Annotated in this window: 17 protein-coding genes; all 17 read left to right on the forward strand. The window is 45.9% G+C overall.

All coding sequences use genetic code 11. From position 1 onward, the window contains the following. Positions 1-540: 540 nt before the first annotated feature. The 17 genes from QUG01_RS11200 (at position 541) to QUG01_RS11280 (ending at position 19,613) form a co-directional block, all read left to right on the forward strand. The gene (locus tag QUG01_RS11200; RefSeq protein WP_500830215.1) at positions 541-1,800 is read left to right on the forward strand and encodes a lipopolysaccharide biosynthesis protein; all 1,260 of its coding nucleotides are present in this window, start codon (positions 541-543) and stop codon (positions 1,798-1,800) included. Positions 1,801-1,903: 103 nt separating this feature from the next. Beyond that, the gene (locus QUG01_RS11205; RefSeq protein ID WP_500830216.1) at positions 1,904-3,037 is read left to right on the forward strand and encodes a glycosyltransferase; all 1,134 of its coding nucleotides are present in this window, start codon (positions 1,904-1,906) and stop codon (positions 3,035-3,037) included. A gap of 9 nt (positions 3,038-3,046) precedes the next feature. After that, positions 3,047-4,012: an NAD-dependent epimerase/dehydratase family protein gene (locus QUG01_RS11210; RefSeq protein ID WP_500830217.1), complete on the forward strand. Its 966-nt coding sequence runs from the start codon at positions 3,047-3,049 to the stop codon at positions 4,010-4,012. Further along, positions 4,009-5,955: an HAD-IIIA family hydrolase gene (locus tag QUG01_RS11215; RefSeq protein WP_500830218.1), complete on the forward strand. Its 1,947-nt coding sequence runs from the start codon at positions 4,009-4,011 to the stop codon at positions 5,953-5,955. The genes QUG01_RS11210 and QUG01_RS11215 overlap by 4 nt, the downstream gene beginning before the upstream one ends. Next, positions 5,945-6,925, forward strand: coding sequence for a GHMP family kinase ATP-binding protein (locus tag QUG01_RS11220; protein ID WP_500830219.1), 981 nt, complete (start codon positions 5,945-5,947; stop codon positions 6,923-6,925). Before QUG01_RS11215 ends, QUG01_RS11220 begins: the two co-directional genes overlap by 11 nt. Before the next feature lie 23 nt (positions 6,926-6,948). Further along, on the forward strand, positions 6,949-7,515 hold the full coding sequence (locus QUG01_RS11225; protein ID WP_500830220.1) for a D-sedoheptulose-7-phosphate isomerase: 567 nt from the start codon (positions 6,949-6,951) through the stop codon (positions 7,513-7,515). 12 nt (positions 7,516-7,527) lie between these two features. Then, on the forward strand, positions 7,528-8,886 hold the full coding sequence (locus QUG01_RS11230; RefSeq protein ID WP_500830221.1) for a hypothetical protein: 1,359 nt from the start codon (positions 7,528-7,530) through the stop codon (positions 8,884-8,886). A gap of 3 nt (positions 8,887-8,889) precedes the next feature. Then, positions 8,890-10,746 carry an asparagine synthase (glutamine-hydrolyzing) gene (gene asnB, locus QUG01_RS11235; RefSeq protein WP_500830222.1) on the forward strand — a complete coding sequence of 619 codons (1,857 nt, stop codon included), beginning with the start codon at positions 8,890-8,892 and terminating at the stop codon, positions 10,744-10,746. Beyond that, positions 10,743-11,783: a glycosyltransferase family 2 protein gene (locus QUG01_RS11240; protein WP_500830223.1), complete on the forward strand. Its 1,041-nt coding sequence runs from the start codon at positions 10,743-10,745 to the stop codon at positions 11,781-11,783. The genes asnB and QUG01_RS11240 overlap by 4 nt, the downstream gene beginning before the upstream one ends. A gap of 5 nt (positions 11,784-11,788) precedes the next feature. Next, positions 11,789-12,868, forward strand: coding sequence for a CgeB family protein (locus QUG01_RS11245; protein ID WP_500830224.1), 1,080 nt, complete (start codon positions 11,789-11,791; stop codon positions 12,866-12,868). A 60-nt stretch (positions 12,869-12,928) separates the two neighbouring features. Beyond that, positions 12,929-14,104 carry a glycosyltransferase family 4 protein gene (locus tag QUG01_RS11250; RefSeq protein ID WP_500830225.1) on the forward strand — a complete coding sequence of 392 codons (1,176 nt, stop codon included), beginning with the start codon at positions 12,929-12,931 and terminating at the stop codon, positions 14,102-14,104. Between the two features lie 134 nt (positions 14,105-14,238). Continuing rightward, positions 14,239-15,267, forward strand: a complete 1,029-nt coding sequence (locus QUG01_RS11255) for a polysaccharide biosynthesis protein (protein WP_500830226.1) — start codon at positions 14,239-14,241, stop codon at positions 15,265-15,267. Positions 15,268-15,271: 4 nt separating this feature from the next. Beyond that, positions 15,272-16,405: a UDP-2-acetamido-2,6-beta-L-arabino-hexul-4-ose reductase gene (wbjC, locus tag QUG01_RS11260; RefSeq protein WP_500830227.1), complete on the forward strand. Its 1,134-nt coding sequence runs from the start codon at positions 15,272-15,274 to the stop codon at positions 16,403-16,405. Positions 16,406-16,407: 2 nt separating this feature from the next. Further along, the gene (wecB, locus tag QUG01_RS11265) at positions 16,408-17,544 is read left to right on the forward strand and encodes a non-hydrolyzing UDP-N-acetylglucosamine 2-epimerase (protein ID WP_500830228.1); all 1,137 of its coding nucleotides are present in this window, start codon (positions 16,408-16,410) and stop codon (positions 17,542-17,544) included. Positions 17,545-17,554: 10 nt separating this feature from the next. Further along, complete coding sequence (locus QUG01_RS11270) at positions 17,555-18,748, forward strand: glycosyltransferase family 4 protein (RefSeq protein WP_500830229.1); 1,194 nt, start codon at positions 17,555-17,557, stop codon at positions 18,746-18,748. A 25-nt stretch (positions 18,749-18,773) separates the two neighbouring features. Next, positions 18,774-18,995: a hypothetical protein gene (locus QUG01_RS11275; protein ID WP_500830230.1), complete on the forward strand. Its 222-nt coding sequence runs from the start codon at positions 18,774-18,776 to the stop codon at positions 18,993-18,995. 153 nt (positions 18,996-19,148) lie between these two features. After that, positions 19,149-19,613 (forward strand): DDE-type integrase/transposase/recombinase, encoded by a 465-nt coding sequence (locus tag QUG01_RS11280; RefSeq protein ID WP_500830231.1) that lies wholly within the window; start codon positions 19,149-19,151, stop codon positions 19,611-19,613. The last annotated feature ends 40 nt before the right edge of the window (positions 19,614-19,653 follow it).

Below are 19,653 nucleotides of genomic sequence, written 5' to 3' on the forward strand. Positions count from 1 at the left end.
ATGTCTGGGCATCAATAGCTGTCTCAGACCATTTACGTTGTACTGCAAGTTTTGATCAATGCTTCGCGCATTCCGTGTGACCGGTAGTAACAGCCTTGAGCTTTTACTGCGTGATATTTGTAATCTATTAGCCTCGCAAAGATCATATCTTGTTTTATTCACTTCTGATGGCCTTGCTGTAAGGGTATGATGTCGCAACTTTCGGCGAGAGGTCATTGCACTCATCTCCTACTAAATTTATTGTGATTGATTGTCGAGGCTAATAATAAAGCAGAATAAGCGACATGAACAAGACTTGTTGACGTATTATATATTTGGTTTCGGTGAGTTGAGAAAGTTACTTAAATATATAGCGTTGGTGTAGAGTGACTAGATATTTATAATCATATATGCCGCTCCCAGTCTATAAGGTTTGTCCATCAGAATTTTTTAACCCATTCCAGATGTCCTGTATGTGATTGATCGATGTAGCGCGCTGTACATATGACCAGCTGCAGCAGTTTCACATCGCTTCTGCATAATTTGAGTGAGAAATACAAAATGGCACGTCGGATGATAAGTGAATTTGCGTGGGTGCTGCTTGGTAAAGTAGTTGCTTTCGTTTCAAGCATGCTGCTTGTGAGATATTTAACTCATGCGATGTTGCTGAATCAGTATGCTGAATTAATGCTTGGATTGACTATTTTTAATTTTTTCACCCAAATATTAATGGGTGCATTGGGTCAGGGAGTAGGTAGGATATATGTTCAAGCAATTGGTATGGGAGAATATTTCAGGTTCAAAAAATCAGCAAAAAAATTATTCAGAGACGCTTTAATTGTGTATTTGGTAATAATGATAGGTTGTTTGTTAGGGTTGTTTTTTGATGTGGATCACGATTTATTGTTACTTTTGGCATTGCTTTCTTTGTATTCGTTCATATACGGCATTAATGATATTGCTACCGGTGTTCAAAATTTAGCTAGGAATAGACGAGAAACTGCATACGTAACAATTCTTGAGCAGTTTGTGAAAGTTTTCGGCATCGTGTTGATAAGTAAATGTATGGCTATTGATGCAAAGAAAGTTATTGGCATATATATATTAGCAACTTTAACTGCATTGTGTTACCAAAGAATGGTCCAGGGAAAGATTGGGCAAGCCACTGTTTGTGAAAATGCTTGTGTGGAAATTTGCTGGCGTGAGAGAATTATGCAAATAGCAGCTCCGGCTTCATTCTGGGGGGTATTTGTATGGTTACAGCAAGCATCTGATAAATGGGCACTGAAGCTTTTTGTTGGTAGTGATAGTGTTGCACAATATGGTGTTCTTTATCAAGTGGCATATGCTCCATTTTTAATGGGTATGGGTGTTGTTATGACACTGTTTACTCCGATGATATATGCGAATAAGGGAGCTGAGAAAATAATTGTTAAATTACTTTGGTTTTTGCTTTTTTCAGTTATTATCTCTGTTTGTCTTGCCTTGTTCTTTGGGAACGCCATTCTAAGTAGCATAGTGGATAATAGGTATACGGCAATGGCTCACCTCATGCCTTATATGATTGTTGCTGCTGGTTTTTATCAGGCTGGTGATGTGGTTTCTTCTCACTTGATGAGAAATATTCAACCTAACGTAATGATGGTTATTAAAATGTTTTCATCAGTATTCTGTTTGGTTTCGAATTTCATTGCAGCATACTTTTTTGGTTTGTTTGGTGTTGTTGTGTCAATGATTTTATTTGGTTTGGTATATTTTTTATGTTTTTCCTGTTACTCTTTTTCAAAGAGAGATAATGGACTTTCTCCTGCGTCATCATAAATCGCGTGACGATTTTCAAAATGTACTCAGGAGATTTTAGATATACTTGGTCGTTGAGCAAATTTGTGAAATGATCAATTTCTAGTTTGTGGGGAAGGTTGAAATGAAAAGTATTGTATATCTTTTTCCGAACTATTTTTTTATTGGGGCACAAAGAGCTGCAGCGGCGTCAATTAGAGTCCTAGTGCAAAAAGGTTGGGATGTAACTGTTTTGGTTTTTGATCAATCAGGTGATATGGAAAAAGAAATTCCTGATTCGGTCGATAGGGTTGAGTTACCAAGGATACCCGTAATCTCTACCATTCCATTTTTCAGAATACTGGCATGGCCGATTGCGCTAAGACTTTTTTTAAAGAAATCGAAAGTGAAGTTTTGTTTATCGATCTGTCCGCAGACAAATTTTACTATGGTTCTTTATAGAATGCTCTACGGCAAGGATGTAATCTTTGTGGGTGAAGAGCATCAACACTTGTCCAATGCTATAAGAAATGATCCAAGTGATTTCAAAGCACCTTGGAGATATCTTTACTATTTTTCACTTCAAAACTATTACCGGTTGGATTTGCTTCGTTGCGTGTCAAAATCGGCAGCTAATGATTTTGTAGAGAACTGGGGTGTTCCCCGCAGTAAGGTCCAGACAGTCTATCCGGCATTCGATCTTGATCGAATCAAGAGTCGCAGCCATAACATAGAAAGAAATAATGCGATCCCAGTCATTTGCTCTGTGGGTCGTCTGACTAGTCAGAAAGATTTTATCTTGCTAATCAAGGCATTCGCATATGCTAGAAAAGTTATGCCGCTCAAACTAAAAATTGCGGGTACAGGGCCTGAAAAAGAGAAGCTGCAAAGTTTAATCAACGAACTCGGCTTACAGCAAGACGTAACGTTACTTGGCTTTGTGGAATATGCAGAAGAGTTGATTGCATCATCAGATGTCTTCGTCATGACCAGCATCTGGGAGGGTTTTCCGGCAACACTGGTCGAATCCATGGTGCTGGGTACGCCTGTGATTAGTGTTAACTGTGAGTCAGGACCGGCAGAGCTAATCGAAGATGGTGTCACCGGGTTGCTTATCCAACAGCGCCAACCTGAAGCCATTGGTCAGGCGATGATCAACATTCTTGCTGACAAAACTGCATGGGAAAGCATGAGCCAACAGGCGCAAGTACGCGTGCAGAGTTTTTCTCTGGAATCAACCGTCACGGCATTAGAAGACGCGCTATTGACGATCAATTGAGGAGCAATAATGAGCATACTGATTACAGGGGTGGCAGGCTTTGTAGGTGTTAACTTGGCTGCAACCTTGCTGGATCGAGGAGTTCGCGTTTGTGGAGTGGATAACCTTAGCCGTGGTTCCACACGCAACATGAACCAACTATTATCCAATCCGGGCTTTGAATTTAAGCAATTGGACATAACTGAGCCAGGTGTACTTTTGCAAGCTTGTGAGCAATTTTCCAAGACAGAGTCTATTACGGAGTGCTGGCATCTTGCAGCCAATTCAGACATACCTGCAGGTGTTAGCGATTCATCGGTCGATCTCAAAGACACTTTCATGACAACGCACTGCGTGCTGGAGGTCATGAAACAACTTTCCATAGAAAAGTTGGCGTTTGCATCAAGCTCAGCCATCTACGGCGATCATGGCAGTAATACTCTGGTCGAGGATATTGGCCCACTCCTGCCGATCTCGAACTATGGCGCGATGAAACTGGCTTCGGAAGCCGCCATTAGTGCCGCTGCCGAAAGCTTCCTTGGCCAAGTCTGGATATTCCGTTTCCCCAATGTTATCGGGGTCCCTGCTACACATGGTGTCATGCTCGACTTTGTCCGCAAACTTAAACAGACACCTGATAAGTTGCTAGTACTCGGAGATGGAACGCAGCAAAAGGGTTACCTGCACGTCGAAGAGCTGGTGGAGGCCATGCTCTGGATACATGACCATGCGCAGGAGAATCGAGCAATCTATAACATAGGTGCTGACGATGAAGGCGTCACTGTCAAGTTTATTGCGGAAGAAACCGTGCGTGTCGTAGAATCTGGAGCCACCATTGAGTATGGCGAGGGCAACAGAGGATGGGTAGGTGATGTACCTCGATTTATCTATTCCATCGAAAAACTAAAAAGCCTTGGCTGGAATCCAAAACTAAACTCAGAACAAGCCATCAAAAAAGCGATCAGACAAATCGTTCAACAAGAGCAAAACGCGTGAGCCTGCAGCAAGCCATCATTCTGGCCGGAGGTCAAGGTACTCGGCTGCGCGAAAGACTTGGGGATTTGCCAAAGCCGTTGATTGACGTGGCCGGTATTCCCCTACTCGAGCGGCAGATCCTTTTGCTTAAACGGTATGGTTATAGGCGTATCATCATACTGGTTAACTACAAAGCTGAAAAAATCGAGCAGTTTTGCAACTCCCATGCCAACTGGGAGCTGCAGATATCATGTGTTGATGATGGCGAGCCCCGAGGTACTGCGGGCGCAGTGCTGAACATCTACGACTGTCTCGATGATGAATTCCTGGTGGTCTATGGCGACACTATGCTTGAAGTGGACATAGGGAGATTTGAAGCTGCGCATACGCGCAACAAAGACAGTGCTGGCACCATCTTTTTGCACCCTAATGATCATCCTCAGGATTCCGACCTTGTCGAGATGGATGAAGATGGCCGGATTACAGTCTTTCATGCTTATCCGCATCCTTCCGATCATTACCTGCCCAACCTGGTCAATGCGGCTCTTTACATTCTAAATCGTGATGCCCTAAAACCATGGCGCCAAGCTGGCGTACAAGGTATTTTCGACTTTGGCAAGCACTTGTTTCCGGAACTCCTGGCTAGTGGGCAAAGGCTTTATGGTTACAATAGTCCTGAATACATCAAAGACTGCGGGACTCCTGCTAGGCTAGATAAGATCACGCAACATCTGATCAGTGGAAAGGTCGAACGATCAAGCCTGGCACACAAACAACCTGCGATTTTCCTCGACCGGGATGGAACTATTAATAAGGAAGTTCACTTTCTCAAGTCGGCAGACCAACTGGAATTGCTTGACGGAGTGGAAGAGGCTATTCGAGCCATAAACCAATCGGCATACCGCACTTGTATTATTACCAATCAACCCGTCGTCGCTCGCGGAGAGTGCAGCTTTGCGGAATTGAAAAACATTCATAACAAACTCGAAACTCTCCTTGGCAGAAAAGGGGCATTTGTAGACCGCATCTACGTCTGCCCGCATCATCCCGATAGCGGCTTTATCGGAGAGATCGCTGAACTGAAGGTTAGTTGTGCTTGTCGTAAGCCGAACACTGGTCTCGTTGATCGCGCAGAAAAAGAACTCAATATTGATCTTGAGCGATCATGGTTGATTGGTGATACGACCACAGACATTGAAACCGCGCGACGTGCCGGTTTACGATCGATTCTGGTTGAAACTGGTTATGCTGGTCTGGATCTAAAATATAACAATACAGCCGACTTTACGTTCCCGAGCTTGCCTATGGCTGTCCAATTTATTTTGGACATCTATCCTCAGGCGTGCATAAAGGCCAACCAACTGCTTGCACATGTACTGCCCGGCCAAGTTATCTTGATTGGTGGGCAGGCGCGTAGTGGAAAAAGCTCAACCTCGATGATCATGAAAATGGTTCTCAAGGCACAAGGCAAGAGGGCACACGTAATCTCAACCGATCGCTGGCTGCTTCCAGAGCAAGAAAGAAGGGCGGGGGTGTTGGGAATTCATAACTTACAGGGGCTACACCGCATTTGCAAGCAGCTGGCACAACCTAGATGCAATACAATAGCGTTACAGTTGCCAGTACATGTGAAAAATGTGCACGTTAGTACTGCCCAGGATAATACATTGGAGATCATGCCCTCCGACATCGTGATTCTGGAGGGGGTCGTTGCACTGAGCCTTTCCAGTCAACTTCCGCAAGGCTGCCACAAATTTGCTACCGTCATTGATGAAAGAGAGCGGCGCACACAACTTATGAATGAATACCTGCGCAATTCAGATAATGACCAAGAGTCTCAAGTCCACTATCAAAAACACATCCAGGATGAGTATGAAGAAGTAATGTCCATCATGACGCAAGCGCAGTTGATAGACTCGCTGGCAAGAATCCCAACTCAATGGACCCCAAGGCATGATTATTAGCAGAACCCCATTTCGAATGAGTTTTGTCGGCGGCGGGAGTGATCTTCCCGCCTACTACAAATACAAAACCGGTGCAGTCATCAGTACTGCCATCGACAAGTACGTTTACGTTACCATCAACAAGAAATTCGATGATGGCATTCGAATTGCCTATTCAAAAAATGAAGAAGTATCATCGGTAGATCAAATAGAACACAAACTGGTCAAAGCTGTTTTGCAGAATCTTCAGATCCAGGGTGGGATTGAAATCACAACTATTGCTGACATTCCATCAAAAGGCACCGGCCTCGGATCATCGAGTTCATTTACTGTAGGCCTGCTGCATGCTTTAAACGCCTATAATGGTATCTTCAGCTCCAGTGAATCGCTGGCGGCGGGCAGTTGCCAAATTGAAATTGACATTTGCAAAGAACCTATTGGTCGACAAGATCAATATGCAGCGGCATACGGCGGATTTAATTTTATGGAATTCATGCCTGATGACAGCGTCGTAGTGAGTCCCATCATTTGCGAACCTAGTACGATTAAATTAATCGAGCAGAGTACGCTTCTGTTTTATACTGGCATTACCCGCAGCGCATCCAGGCTTCTACAGCGGCAATCAGAAGATATTACATGTAATCAAGACAAGCAGACTGCCATGTCGCAGATGGTGCGGCTAGCATACGACCTAAAGGCAGAGCTTGAGCGCAACAACACCACCGTATTTGGCGAGATACTGCATGAAAATTGGTTGTTGAAAAAAAAACTGACACAGGGCATCTCCACTGCAGAAATTGACGATTGGTACTCCAAAGCCTTAAATGCTGGCGCAATAGGTGGAAAGATTCTGGGGGCTGGGGCTGGTGGGTTCCTGATGCTCACCGCGCCGGTGGAAAAGCATGAAAGCATCAAGCAGGCTTTGAGAGGGCTCAGACACATTAATGTCAAATTTGAACCTCATGGCAGCCGCATTATTTTTTATCATTAAGCCAAATTCTAAAGAGAACTATAATGACTATGCAAAACACAACGTCCAAATATCTGAATAAGCTGGCAAATACACTGGCTGAAATCAATTGCGAAGAAATGGATCGTGCCATTGACGTGATAGAAGCTGCATGGCGATCGGGTAAGCAAATTATTACGCTCGGTAATGGTGGAAGCTCAATGACTGCGTTGCACTTCATAAATGACTGGAATAAAAGCATTTATCTGAATACAAAAATTCCCTTCAGAGGTAGAAGTCTTGTCGATAATATGGGTTTGATTATGAGTTACTCGAATGACATATCGTTTGAGAACGTATTTGTCGAGCAGCTTATGAATATATTGCAACCTGGTGATCTTGTTCTGGCCATATCCGGTAGTGGCAATTCGGAAAATGTGATTAGAGCTGTTGAATATGCTAATAAAAATCAGGCTGTCACACTTGGTCTTTGTGGGTACTCTGGAGGTAAACTCAAGGATCTGGCGCAACATACCGTGTGGGTCAATGTTAACGATATGCAAATCGCTGAAGACGCTCATGCCATATTTGGCCATATAGTGATGCAGAAACTTTGCGGCTATGTTGAGTAAAGAGCAATAGACATGCAGCTAGGATTAGTTTGGGCATTCTGGTTTTTATTCTACTTTTCAGGCGGATTGATCCTTTATTTTGACAGTGCCCTATTTGAAAGCTTTGGCAACGTCATTTTTATGCTCGCTGTTCTTGGCTTGATCTGGAATGTTCGCAGGATGGAGCAAGACTTCATGGGTCAATTGAGGCTTGTTTTTCTTTCTGCTATTGGTTTTTATGCGGGCTTTGTAAAAATCCTAGGGCCTGATATTGGTTTTTCTGGCTTTGGTCTGCGCGTACAAACCTTTGACATTGGTGTCAAGATGTTTGCGCTAACGCTACTTGCTATGTCTGGCATGCAGCTGGCCTACGGATTGGCTGAAACAAGAAAAACACATATCAGACCACCACTGATTCAGAGTACGCCTGAAGCTCAGCTGACAATCTTGCATGGGGTAAGTACATTTTTTATTTTTTTGATCGGCTATTTTTCAGCACTTAGCTATGGTCCTCCTATATGGCTGGCTGTTTATGCATCCGGAGAGGGGGAGGGGCAGCTTCTTGGTAATTTACAAGCTATGGGCGTGATTTTTATCGGATTAAATTATTTATTTGCGTCGCAAATTAATAAAAGAACATACTGGCTGGTTAGCTTTTCAAGTTATTTTTATTTGCTTGTCTGGGGTATATTAATCCGCGGTGGTCGTCTTGAATTTTTATCGGGGATAATGGCCTTGTTTGTTGGGTATCAAATTATTCGAGGTCGAGATAGAAGGCTGTCAATATGGTACTATATTTATCTGGTGCTGGCAGCGGTGCTGATGGAATATTTCGGGTATTTGCGTTCTTCTTTATCGGGTGTCGATACGGAGACAATGCTTGACGGTATTGCCCGAATGTTAGATGAAGGTTTCTTATTTTTAGGCACAATAAGCGGCATTGCCTCTTCATATGCTAATGTACTGCACATGGTCCAGAATAAGGTCATTGACTGGCAGTGGGGCATCCCTTATTTCGAATACCTTTTAAGAACACCTCCTGACTTTTTGTATCCGGACCGACCCCAGGACTTATCTGCTATTTTTGATAAATATGGTTACCTATCCATAGGTGGCTTTTTCGAATTAGCTGAGGAGTACCTGAATTTCGGACTGGTGGGTGTGTTTTTTATTCCCGCTCTTATAACATACCTATTTAAGAGAATTCAAGATAAAGCTAAGGCAGGTAGTTTATTTTATTACATCCAGCTCTTGGCAATTATGTCAGTTTTTATGCGTGGCGCATGGTATCAAACGTTCGCTTACTATAAAGCCATGGTTACTGGACTCATCATTTATGGCCTGCTGTGTGCCCTTATGGCATCAGTGCGGCCGGCAAATAAGGTGGTTTGATTCATGTGTGGAATTGCAGGCAGCGCTTCTGCGCGGACACAGGCACCCTCCCTGACTGGTTGGTATGAGCGCTTGAAACACCGGGGTCCGGATGATTCTGGCTTTTGGGTATCAGCTGATGGCCGCATAATGCTTGGTCACGCTAGGCTGGCCATTCAAGACCTGAGTTCGTTTGGTCACCAGCCAATGCATCGCGCCAACGGACGCTATGTCATCATATTCAATGGTGAAATTTACAATTTTGATGCTTTACGTACGCAACTACAGCAGCGTGGTCAAGTTTTCAGATCAACGGGTGACACTGAGGTGGTTCTGGCAGCATACCAGGAGTGGGGGAGCGAATGTGTTAAGCACTTCAATGGTATATTTGCTCTGGCTATATTAGATCATGGTGTTAATAATGCTGCGCCTACGCTGTTCTTGGCTCGTGATAGGGCTGGTGAGAAGCCACTCTACTATATGTATGCGGACGGCGTTCTGAGGTTCGCGTCAGAGATCAAAGCGTTGCCGCATGGCGGCACGCTCAACATGCAGGCTTTGAATCATTATCTGGCTCTGGGTTATGTACCAGCGGAACAATGTCTATTCGAAGGTGTGCAAAAACTGCCTCCTGCCCATTGTGCGCAATATACCTTGCAAACAGGGGAGCTGCGCATCTGGAATTATTGGTCATTACCAGCAAACAGTGCTAAGTATCATGCTGATGGTCCATCATTGGCACAAGAGGCAGGCTCCTTGTTTGAAGACTCTGTACGCTTGCGTCTAGCGGCTGATGTGCCGGTAGGAGTGCTCTTGTCTGGTGGTCTTGATTCCAGTCTAGTTACCGCTGCGGCGGCTCGGGTCAGCAGTCGTCCAGTGGAGACCTTTACTATTTCTCTGCCGGGTTCTCCACTTGATGAGGCCCATCATGCCGAGAAAATTGCTAGCCACTTTGGCACGCATCACCATGTATTGCCGCTGCCGAAAGCCAGCCTAAGCCTGCTCGATGGGTTGGCTCCTTTTATTGACGAGCCGATTGCGGATTCGTCTATTTTGCCAGCCTGGATGGTTTTTGGAATGGCGCGTCAGCATGTGACTGTTGCGCTTGGTGGTGATGGCGGGGATGAATTGTTTGGTGGTTATTCTGATTACGTCCGGAGCATGCGCGACGCTCAACGCATGGCATGGCTGCCCCAGCCTGTATTGGGGGCACTAGCTTCAACTGCTTCCTTGCTACCTGCTGGTATTCGTGGACGTAACAGGCTCGCTTCGTTGCGCGGTGGACCATTGCAACAACTAATTTGGGGTGGGGCCTATTTCGATAGCAGGCTACGGAGCCGATTGTTGCACGGCGACGTGGTGGCGGATTTAAGTCATGAGTTGGAGGCACCAGAACATTTTCTTTTGAACTTGTTTAATGAAGGTGTTGATCCTATCGACCGGATGACGCGTATGCAGTTCAAAAGTATATTGCCGGACGATTTCCTAGTAAAGGTAGACCGAGCCAGCATGGCACATAGCCTTGAAGTGCGGGCGCCAATGCTAGACCATCGTCTGATTGAATTTTGCTTCTCTCAGGTGCCGGATCACTGGAAAGTCAAAAATGGTGAGTCCCGCAGGTTGCAACGTTTACTTGCTGAGCTTTGGTTGCCCCATGATTTAGATACCAGAAGAAAACAGGGTTTTTCGATTCCTGTAAATGAGTGGCTTAGAGCCGAAGGTGAGGCCAAACTCATGGCACGTATGGAGTCTTTACCCGATGTCATCAACTTGGATGAGGTTTGCTCCTTAGTTCGCGGACATCTAGCGGGGCGTGCCAATGGTGGCCGCTTATTTGCTTTAATTATGTTGGCTATTGCCATGCAAAATATATCCTCATGAACTCTAGACCACTATTTTCTGTGTGCATCCCGGCTTATAATCGGGTCAATTACCTTGCTCCGTTGCTGGATTCAATCTTTCAGCAACATGAGCGTAATTTTGAAATTCTGATTTGCGAGGATTATTCCCCCGAGCGGAATGCGATTGCTGCTATTGTAAAGGAATATTCTGAAAAAAAACCAGGGTGCATCCGTTATGTTGAAAATGAAAACAATCTTGGCTATGACGGAAACATTCGCGAGCTCGTTGCGCAGGCAAAAGGCGAGTATTGCGTATTCATGGGCAACGACGACCTAATGTCTGCGGGTGCATTGGCTGTGATTGCAGATGTGACACGCCGCTATCCGGACTGTGGTGTTGTTGTCAGGACCTATGCGACCTTTGACGAAAGTCCTGAAGTTTACAAACAGGTATTCAGATACTATCCGGATGAGCATGTAATACCGGGTGGCTGCAAGGCTATTTCCACCGCATATCGTCGTTCTGTGGTTATTCCGGGGATGGTGATCCATCGTGACAGTGCTGCTGAACTGTCTACTGAGGAGTTCGATGGCACCTTGCTCTATCAGCTGTATTTGGTAGGGCGCATCTTAGCCAAGCGTAGTGTTGTGTTTACTCCAGAGATCATCGCATTGCGGCGAGATGGTGTTTCACCTGATTTTGGCAATAGTGCAGCAGAGAAAGGCAGGTTTATTCCAAATGACCAAACGCCTGAATCATCATTACACTTCGTTAGTGGGATGATTCGCATTGCGCAACATGTGCAATGTGCGACTGGGCTGCCTGTATTTTCGACCATCCATAATGACATTGGCAGTTATTCGTACCCTATCTTGGCCATACAGGCTCGGCGTGACAAATTAGTCTTTCTGCGCTACGGATTGGCGTTGGCTCGCATGGGATTTTGGCGCTCGCCACTGTTCCATGCCTATTTTATGGCCCTGGTTGTTTTAGGACCAGATCGCGTGGATGTTGTGATCAAATGGATAAAAAAACATTTGGGATATACCCCTCGCTTGGGAGCAGCTAAAGGATGAGTCACATGAAAGTGCTGGTGGCTGGAGATTGGCACTCCGATCTACACGAAACGGAAGTCTGCAATTCCTTGAAGCGGCTGGGGCATGAGGTATTAGAATTCAAATGGTTTCACTATTTCAAATTTGATGTTAGCAAGCCGTGCTCATTTGGGGCCCTAGTTAAACGTATACAAAATAAGTTTGTTGCAGGACCGTTGATTGAAAAGATCAACCGGGATTTTTTGGCGCAGGTACTCAAACAAAAGCCAGATGTGATCTTTGTATATAGGGGCACGCATTTGAAGGAGGCGACCTTGCGGAGTATTCGTAGATCACTACCTGACTGTAAACTTATTGGTTACAACAATGACGACCCATTTTCCCCCAAGCAGCCGCGCTACTTATGGCGCCATTTCATGGCATGTGTGCCTATATATGATTTAATGCTGGCTTATCGCCATGCTAACTTGGGCGACTTTAGGAGCGCCGGTGCAAAGCAAGTGGATTTGATGCGCTCATGGTATGTGCCAGACCGTAGTTATCCAATTGAGTTGGCTGAGGCTGATAAAAAACTGTATGAATGCGATGTTGTTTTTATAGGGCACTACGAGTCAGATCAGAGGCTAGAATATCTCGAAGCTATAGTCAAAAAGGGCTATAGTTTACGTTTGTTTGGCCCGGCCAAATATTGGCAGAAGCCACTTGAGCACTCATCTGTACTGAAACATTTGGCACCAACCCGCATGGTCTGGGGTGAGGACTACAATAAAGCATTGTGTGGTGCAAAAATAGCCTTGTGTTTTTTCTCAAAGCTTAACAGAGATACCTATACTCGTAGGTGTTTTGAGATTCCAGCTACGCAGACATTGATGCTGTCGGAGTATTCAGATGATCTGGCAACGCTTTATGAAAAGGGCGTAGAGGCGGATTTCTTTAGCAGTCAAGAAGAGTTCCTTGAGCGGATTGATTTTTATATTAATAACAATGATGTCAGAGCAAGAGTGGCAGAAAGAGGCTATTCAAAGGTGAGTTCAGCTGGATATGATATTGATACAAGAATTTCAAATATGTTGAAAACAGCTGGTTGTGTGGTAGTGGGTTGCTAAATTCAAAGTGTGGTTTCTGCGGTAGATACCGATTTATTTTTTATTTGAGTAATTAATACAATGCGCGACATGGTAACGTTGGCCATTGATGCCAGTAATATTTCCTCTGGCGGAGGTCTTACTCACTTGTTACATTTGTTGGCGGCTGCAAAACCGGCTGAGTGTTCTATCAAAGCAATTCATTTGTGGACTAGCACGCAAACTGCTCGAAAATTACCAAGGTATGATTGGTTGATTGTTCATACTCCGTACTGGTGTGATGCCGGGTTGCTCCGCAGGATGTGGGGTCAGCAATTTCTGCTGCCTGCAATGGTAAAGCAAGTAGAATGCGATGTGCTTTTCTCCCTAGGAGGCACGTTACCTGCGTGGTGTCCAGTATCGATGGTTGCCATGTCGCAAAATATGCTCCCCTTTGAACCGGATCGTGCAGCTCTTTTTGGTCGTTGGAGTTGGATGCGGATGAAGATGCGCTTGTTGCGTATCAGCCAAGGGCGCTCATTTCGCCGAGCTCATGGTGTGATTTTTTTGACGCAATACGCACGTGACACGGTAAGTGCGGCTTTAGGCGGTATACGTGCGAAGACTGCGTTGATTGCCCATGGTGTCGAGCCCCGCTTTGTTATGATCCCGAGAGAGCAAAGACCTGTTCAGATGTTTGCTGATCGACCGCTGAACTTGCTGTACGTATCAATCCAGATGCCATATAAACATCATCTTGAGGTGATGCAGGCGGTTGCCTTGCTGCGCAAGCAGGAGCTGGCCGTGGTATTAAATATGGTGGGCAGTAATGTAGGTACTTATGGGGAGGCCGTACGCAACAAGCGCTTGGAGCTTGACCCGGATCAGTCCTTTCTCCATGACATGGGGCATGTAGATTTTGGACGCTTACATGAGCTTTATCAACAAGCAGATGCATTTGTCTTTGCTTCAAGTTGTGAAAATTTACCCAACATTCTAATTGAAGCAATGGCAGCTGGTTTGCCTATTGCTTGTGCAAACCGTGGGCCGATTCCAGAGGTCTTGGCAGAGGATGGTGTGTATTTTGAACCGGAGTCTGCTACATCAATTGCACAAGCTATTACTGATTTGGCAAATGATGTAGATTTACGAACTGATTTAGCCAGGCGGGCATGGCAGCGGGCTCAGGCGTATTCTTGGGAGCGCTGCGCAAGTGAAACTCTGGATTTTGTAAGCAGCGTAGCTTTGTTACATGATCCAAAACATGTCGGCGAGTAACCATATTTTCTGTGGGAAGTTTCATGTTACTAGTGGTGGTTCGACTTGGCCTTATTGCTGTGCTTAGCAGCATATTATGTTTGATCGATAAAGCCAGATCGAGTGACTTCGCGACATTTATGAGAGGTTGTTGAGTGTTTGATCAAAAGACGCTATTAATTACTGGTGGCACAGGTTCATTCGGAAATGCCGTGCTTCGTCGTTTTCTCGATTCAGGTTTGCGCGAAATTCGAATATTTAGTCGTGATGAAAAAAAACAGGACGACATGCGCAAGAAATATAAAAATGCAAAGATTAAATTCTACATTGGGGATGTGAGAGATTATCAGTCAGTGCTCAACGCTGTCCGTGGCACTGATTTTATTTACCATGCCGCAGCACTTAAGCAAGTACCGTCATGTGAATTTCATCCCCTTGAAGCAGTTAAGACGAATGTAGTGGGCACAGAAAATGTGCTAGAAGCTGCTATCAGTTGTGATGTTAAGCGTGTGGTGGTGCTCAGTACAGATAAGGCAGTTTACCCCATCAATGCAATGGGTATTAGCAAGGCGATGATGGAAAAAGTTGCAGTTGCAAAGTCTCGCAACAGTAACGGAACGGTAATAAACGTTACCCGTTATGGTAATGTGATGTGTTCGCGTGGCTCGGTTATTCCCCTTTTCATCAACCAAATTCGTGCTGGCCAGCCTATTACCATCACCGATCCGTCCATGACGCGCTTCATGATGACATTAGATGATGCAGTTGATTTAGTTCTGTTCGCATTTGAGCATGGGAAACCAGGAGAAATATTTGTACAAAAGGCACCAGCAGCCACTATTGAGGTGTTGGCCCACGCGCTGACTAACATGTTGGATGCGCCAGATCATCCCGTCAGCATAATAGGTACGCGCCATGGCGAGAAACGTTTTGAGGTGCTGCTGAGTCGTGAAGAAATGGTTGCTGCCCAAGATTTGGGTGGCTACTACCGAGTTCCCCCGGATTTGCGTGATCTGAATTATGGCAAGTTTGTGGAGCAAGGTGAGGTCAAAATTTCCGAAGCTGAGGAGTACAACTCTCACAATACCACTCGGCTTGATGTGCCAGGTATGCAGACGTTGCTGACGAAATTGCGCTTCATGCAGGCAACGTTGCGGGGTGAGCAAGTAGAGGCTGAGGAGTAATGGGATGACTCTGGTCAACCGACACATTTTGGTTACCGGTGCAAATGGTTTTATCGGCAAAAACGTCGTGGTGCGTTTAAAAGAAATTTCAGGTGTCAATGTCATTACGTTTGTGCGAGGTGACGATCCTGCAAAATTGCCGCTCCTGATGGCGAATGTTGATGCTATTTTGCACCTTGCTGGTGAAAATCGCCCAGCAGACGAAATGGCTTTTGCACGAGTGAATACTGAGCTAACCTCTGAACTTTGCAATGCAATCCGGAATGAGTTCAATATCTCGGGCCGGCATATTCCATTTGTATTGGCTTCATCTATACAAGCTGAGCGTGATAATCCTTATGGTCGAAGCAAGCTAGCGGCGGAGCAAGAAGTGCTAGCTCTTGCGCAAACCACTGGCAATCCTTGTGTAGTGTTCCGCTTACCTGGGGTGTTTGGTAAGTGGTGTAGGCCCAATTATAACTCGGTGGTTGCCACATTCTGCCATAATCTAGCTCGTAACTTGCCTATTCAAGTCAATGATCCATCTACACCTGTTCGCTTGGTCTATGTTGACGATGTGACTTCTGCTCTGTTGGCTGCTTTAGATGAACCTAGAATTGGCTGCGAACAGGCCACCGTGGAGCCTGAATACAACATCAGCATAGGTGAATTAGCAGAGCAGATACGTGCTTTCGGTTCTTGTCGTACCTCACTTATAAGTGAGCGCGTTGGAACCGGATTGACTCGTGCGCTTTATGCTACGTACGTAAGCTATTTGCCTGACGAAAAATTCTCATACGAGGTGCCGCAGTATGAAGATTCTCGAGGTGTTTTTGTAGAAATGCTCAAAACGGCAGATAGTGGCCAGTTCAGCTATTTCACTGCGCACCCGGGTATTACGCGAGGTGGACATTACCATCATACCAAAACAGAGAAATTTCTAGTTATTAAAGGTGAGGCACTATTCCGCTTTCGCCATTTGCTAACTGATGAATTAATCGAGCTACGTACCAGTGGTGCCAAGCCGCAAGTGGTTGATACGATTCCGGGTTGGTCGCACGATATTACAAACATCGGATGTGATGAGATGATAGTCATGTTATGGGCCAATGAAAATTTTGATAGGAATAATCCAGATACTGTGGCCAGCAGGGTTTGAAAATGAAAAAACTTAAAGTTATGTCGGTTGTAGGTACGCGACCAGAAATCATACGTCTATCTCGTGTTCTGTCTGCACTCGATCTGCATTGTGAGCATGTGTTGGTGCACACCGGGCAGAATTACGACTACGAGTTAAATCAGGTATTTTTTGACGATCTTGGTGTACGCAAACCTGACTTCTTCCTGGATAGCGCCGATGGGAGTACAGGGGCCGCCAACACCATTGGTAATCTCATTACTGCGGTTGACGGTGTTTTGGCTCAAGTGCAACCCGAGGCCATGTTGGTACTGGGTGACACAAACAGTTGTTTGTCGGTGATTCCAGCCAAGCGCCGCAAGATTCCAATTTTTCACATGGAGGCTGGTAATCGCTGCTTTGATCTACGCGTGCCCGAGGAGACCAACCGTCGGATTGTTGATCACACTGCAGACATCAACCTTACCTATAGTACCATTGCACGTGACTACCTTCTTCGTGAGGGCTTGGCTCCAGACCAAGTCATCAAAACCGGTAGCCCGATGTACGAGGTTCTGCATCACTACATGCCGCAGATCAAAGCATCCGATGCGTTGAGCCTCCTTGAGTTGCAACCGGAGCAGTATTTTGTGGTGAGTGCACACCGTGAGGAAAACATTGAGTCTGACAAATCGTTTGCTAAATTAGTAAATGTACTGAATGTTGTTGCCGAAGACTATGGTTTGCCGGTGGTGGTATCGACCCATCCTCGAACACAAAAGCGGGTAGACATGACTAGAGCCAATTTTCATCCCTTGGTCCGTTTGATGAGGCCGTTGGGCTTTCACGATTATGTGAGTTTGCAAATGCAAGCGAAGGCTGTGCTTTCAGACAGCGGTACCATAAATGAAGAATCCTCTATCCTAAACTTCCCGGCTCTCAATCTGCGTGAGGCGCATGAGCGCCCGGAGGGCATGGAAGAAGCCGCTGTGATGATGGTGGGCTTGGAGGTGGAGCGGGTTAGGCAAGGTTTGGCCATCTTGAAAACCCAGACTCGTGGCACGGATCGGTACCTGCGCCTCGTTGCTGACTACAGCATACCTAATGTCAGTGAGAAAGTGATTCGGATCATTCATAGTTACACCGACTACGTGAACCGCGTGGTGTGGAAAAAGTACTGAGTCGTTGCTTATGCGTATTGCATTGATTGCGGATACTTTTCCTCCCCTCCGAACATCAGGAGCTGTGCAACTTCGGGATTTGACCCGAGAGTTTGTGCGTCAGGGGCATGCCTTGACAGTACTGTTGCCATCAGGAGAACAGAAAGAAGCTTGGCTGTTGGAGGAATTCGAAGGCGCACAGATTTTACGCCTCAAAGCCCCTCGCACCAAGGACATTGGCTATATACGGCGCACGTTGGCTGAGTTTGTGATGCCGTTTGCCATGTTGAGGCAGTTTCGTAAAAGCCCGCTTGCCAACGAGTGTTGGGACGGGGTTATTTGGTATGCACCATCAATCTTTCATGCCCCTTTGGCGAATGCCCTTAAAAAGGAGAGTGCTTGTAAAGGGTATCTGATTATCCGCGACATATTTCCTGAATGGGCTGTCGATATGGGTTTGATGCGACGTGGCCTGCCTTATCTTTTTTTTTCTGCGGTAGCTCGTTACCAGTATTCGATTGCTGATGTGATAGGTGTTCAAACACCTGGCAATCGTAAGTACTTTGATAGATGGCAGCAACGATCTGGTCGCCGATTGGAGGTATTGCAAAACTGGCTTTCCAAGACGCCGGCACATACAGCATGCTCAATTCGGATTTCTGATACACCGCTGGTGGGACGTAAGGTACTTGTATATGCTGGCAACATGGGCGTGGCGCAAGGTATGGATATCTTGCTGGATTTGGCAGAGAGACTGAAATATCGCTTGGATGTTGGATTCTTGTTCGTGGGGCGTGGCAGCGATGTGGTTAGATTAAAGGATGCTGCTAAAGATAGACAACTTAACAATATTGTTTTCTTTGACGAGATACACCCCGACGAAATTTCAGACCTTTACGCCCAATGCAGTGCGGGCATTGTGGCGTTGGATTCACGACACAAATCGCATAATATACCTGGTAAGTTTTTGACCTATATGCAAAGTGGCTTACCTGTTTTGGCTAATGTCAATGCCGGTAATGATCTTTCTCAAATTATTCGTGATGAACAGGTCGGGAAAGTTTGTGAGAGCAATCAGGTTGATGAACTGGTAAGGTTAACAAACCAATTGCTGATGCAGATAGCGACCGACACCGGCTTGTCGGATCGTTGTCGACGCCTTTTCACGCGTGAGTTTGCTGTTGAAAGAACTGTACAACAAATTACGACTGCATTCTTTATGTAAATAATGAAGTTAATAAGGTTAATTTTTGAGTAATGGATTGCATTCGACCGCTTCCATAAAGCTATGTGAAGAATGGGTCGATGAGCCAAAGCGCGGCATGGAGAATGCACTGCGAGCCAAGCCGATGGAGATCCGTGAGCAGTACGAGAAACAAATCAAGGACCTCCAAGAGGCGTTCGGCGAAGCCATGCTGGAGCTACGTGCCAGAAAAAAATTACAGTTCCTGTTGGGCGAGGACGACAAGTAATCGAGTCCGTTCGGCAGGGACTGGCTGAAGATGGCATCCGGGTTGCGGTTAGCACCTTGTGCCGCTGGTTTAGCATCCCGCGGCGCACGGTCTATTACCGCGAGCAGAAGGCTGAGCCCAAACTCCAGCAACTTCGTCGCGCCGATCAAAGCGATGATCGAGGAGAATCCCTCATGCGGCTATCGAACGTTCGCGGCCCTTCTGGGCTTGAACAAGAACACTGTGCAACGGTTCTTTCAGCTCAAGGGCTGGCAGGTGAAGAAACGCTCGGTGGGCTTCCGCCCGCGTGTGCAAGCTTTGCCTTCGATAGCGAAGCGGCCAAATGAGCGTTGGGCCACCGATCTATGCCATATGTGGTCGGGAAAGGATGGCTGGAGTCAGCTGGCACTGGTGATTAACTGTTGTACTCGGGAGTTGCTTGGCTGGGATTTGTCACACAGTGGCAAGTCGAAGACAGCCGAATCGGCACTCGAGCATGCGCTCACCAGTCGATTTGGCTGCCTGGGGCGTGTGCCGGAGAAGTTCTTGCTGAGAAGCGATAACGGTTTGGTCTTTACCAGTCGGAACTACATGGCATTGGTTGATCTGCTCCCCTCAGCCCCTACCAATCAAAAGTAGAGAGAAGTCCGTCACTTGAAGGAAAATGACGGATATGAAG

The organism is Chromobacterium sp. CCUG 76385 (genome assembly GCF_059916625.1).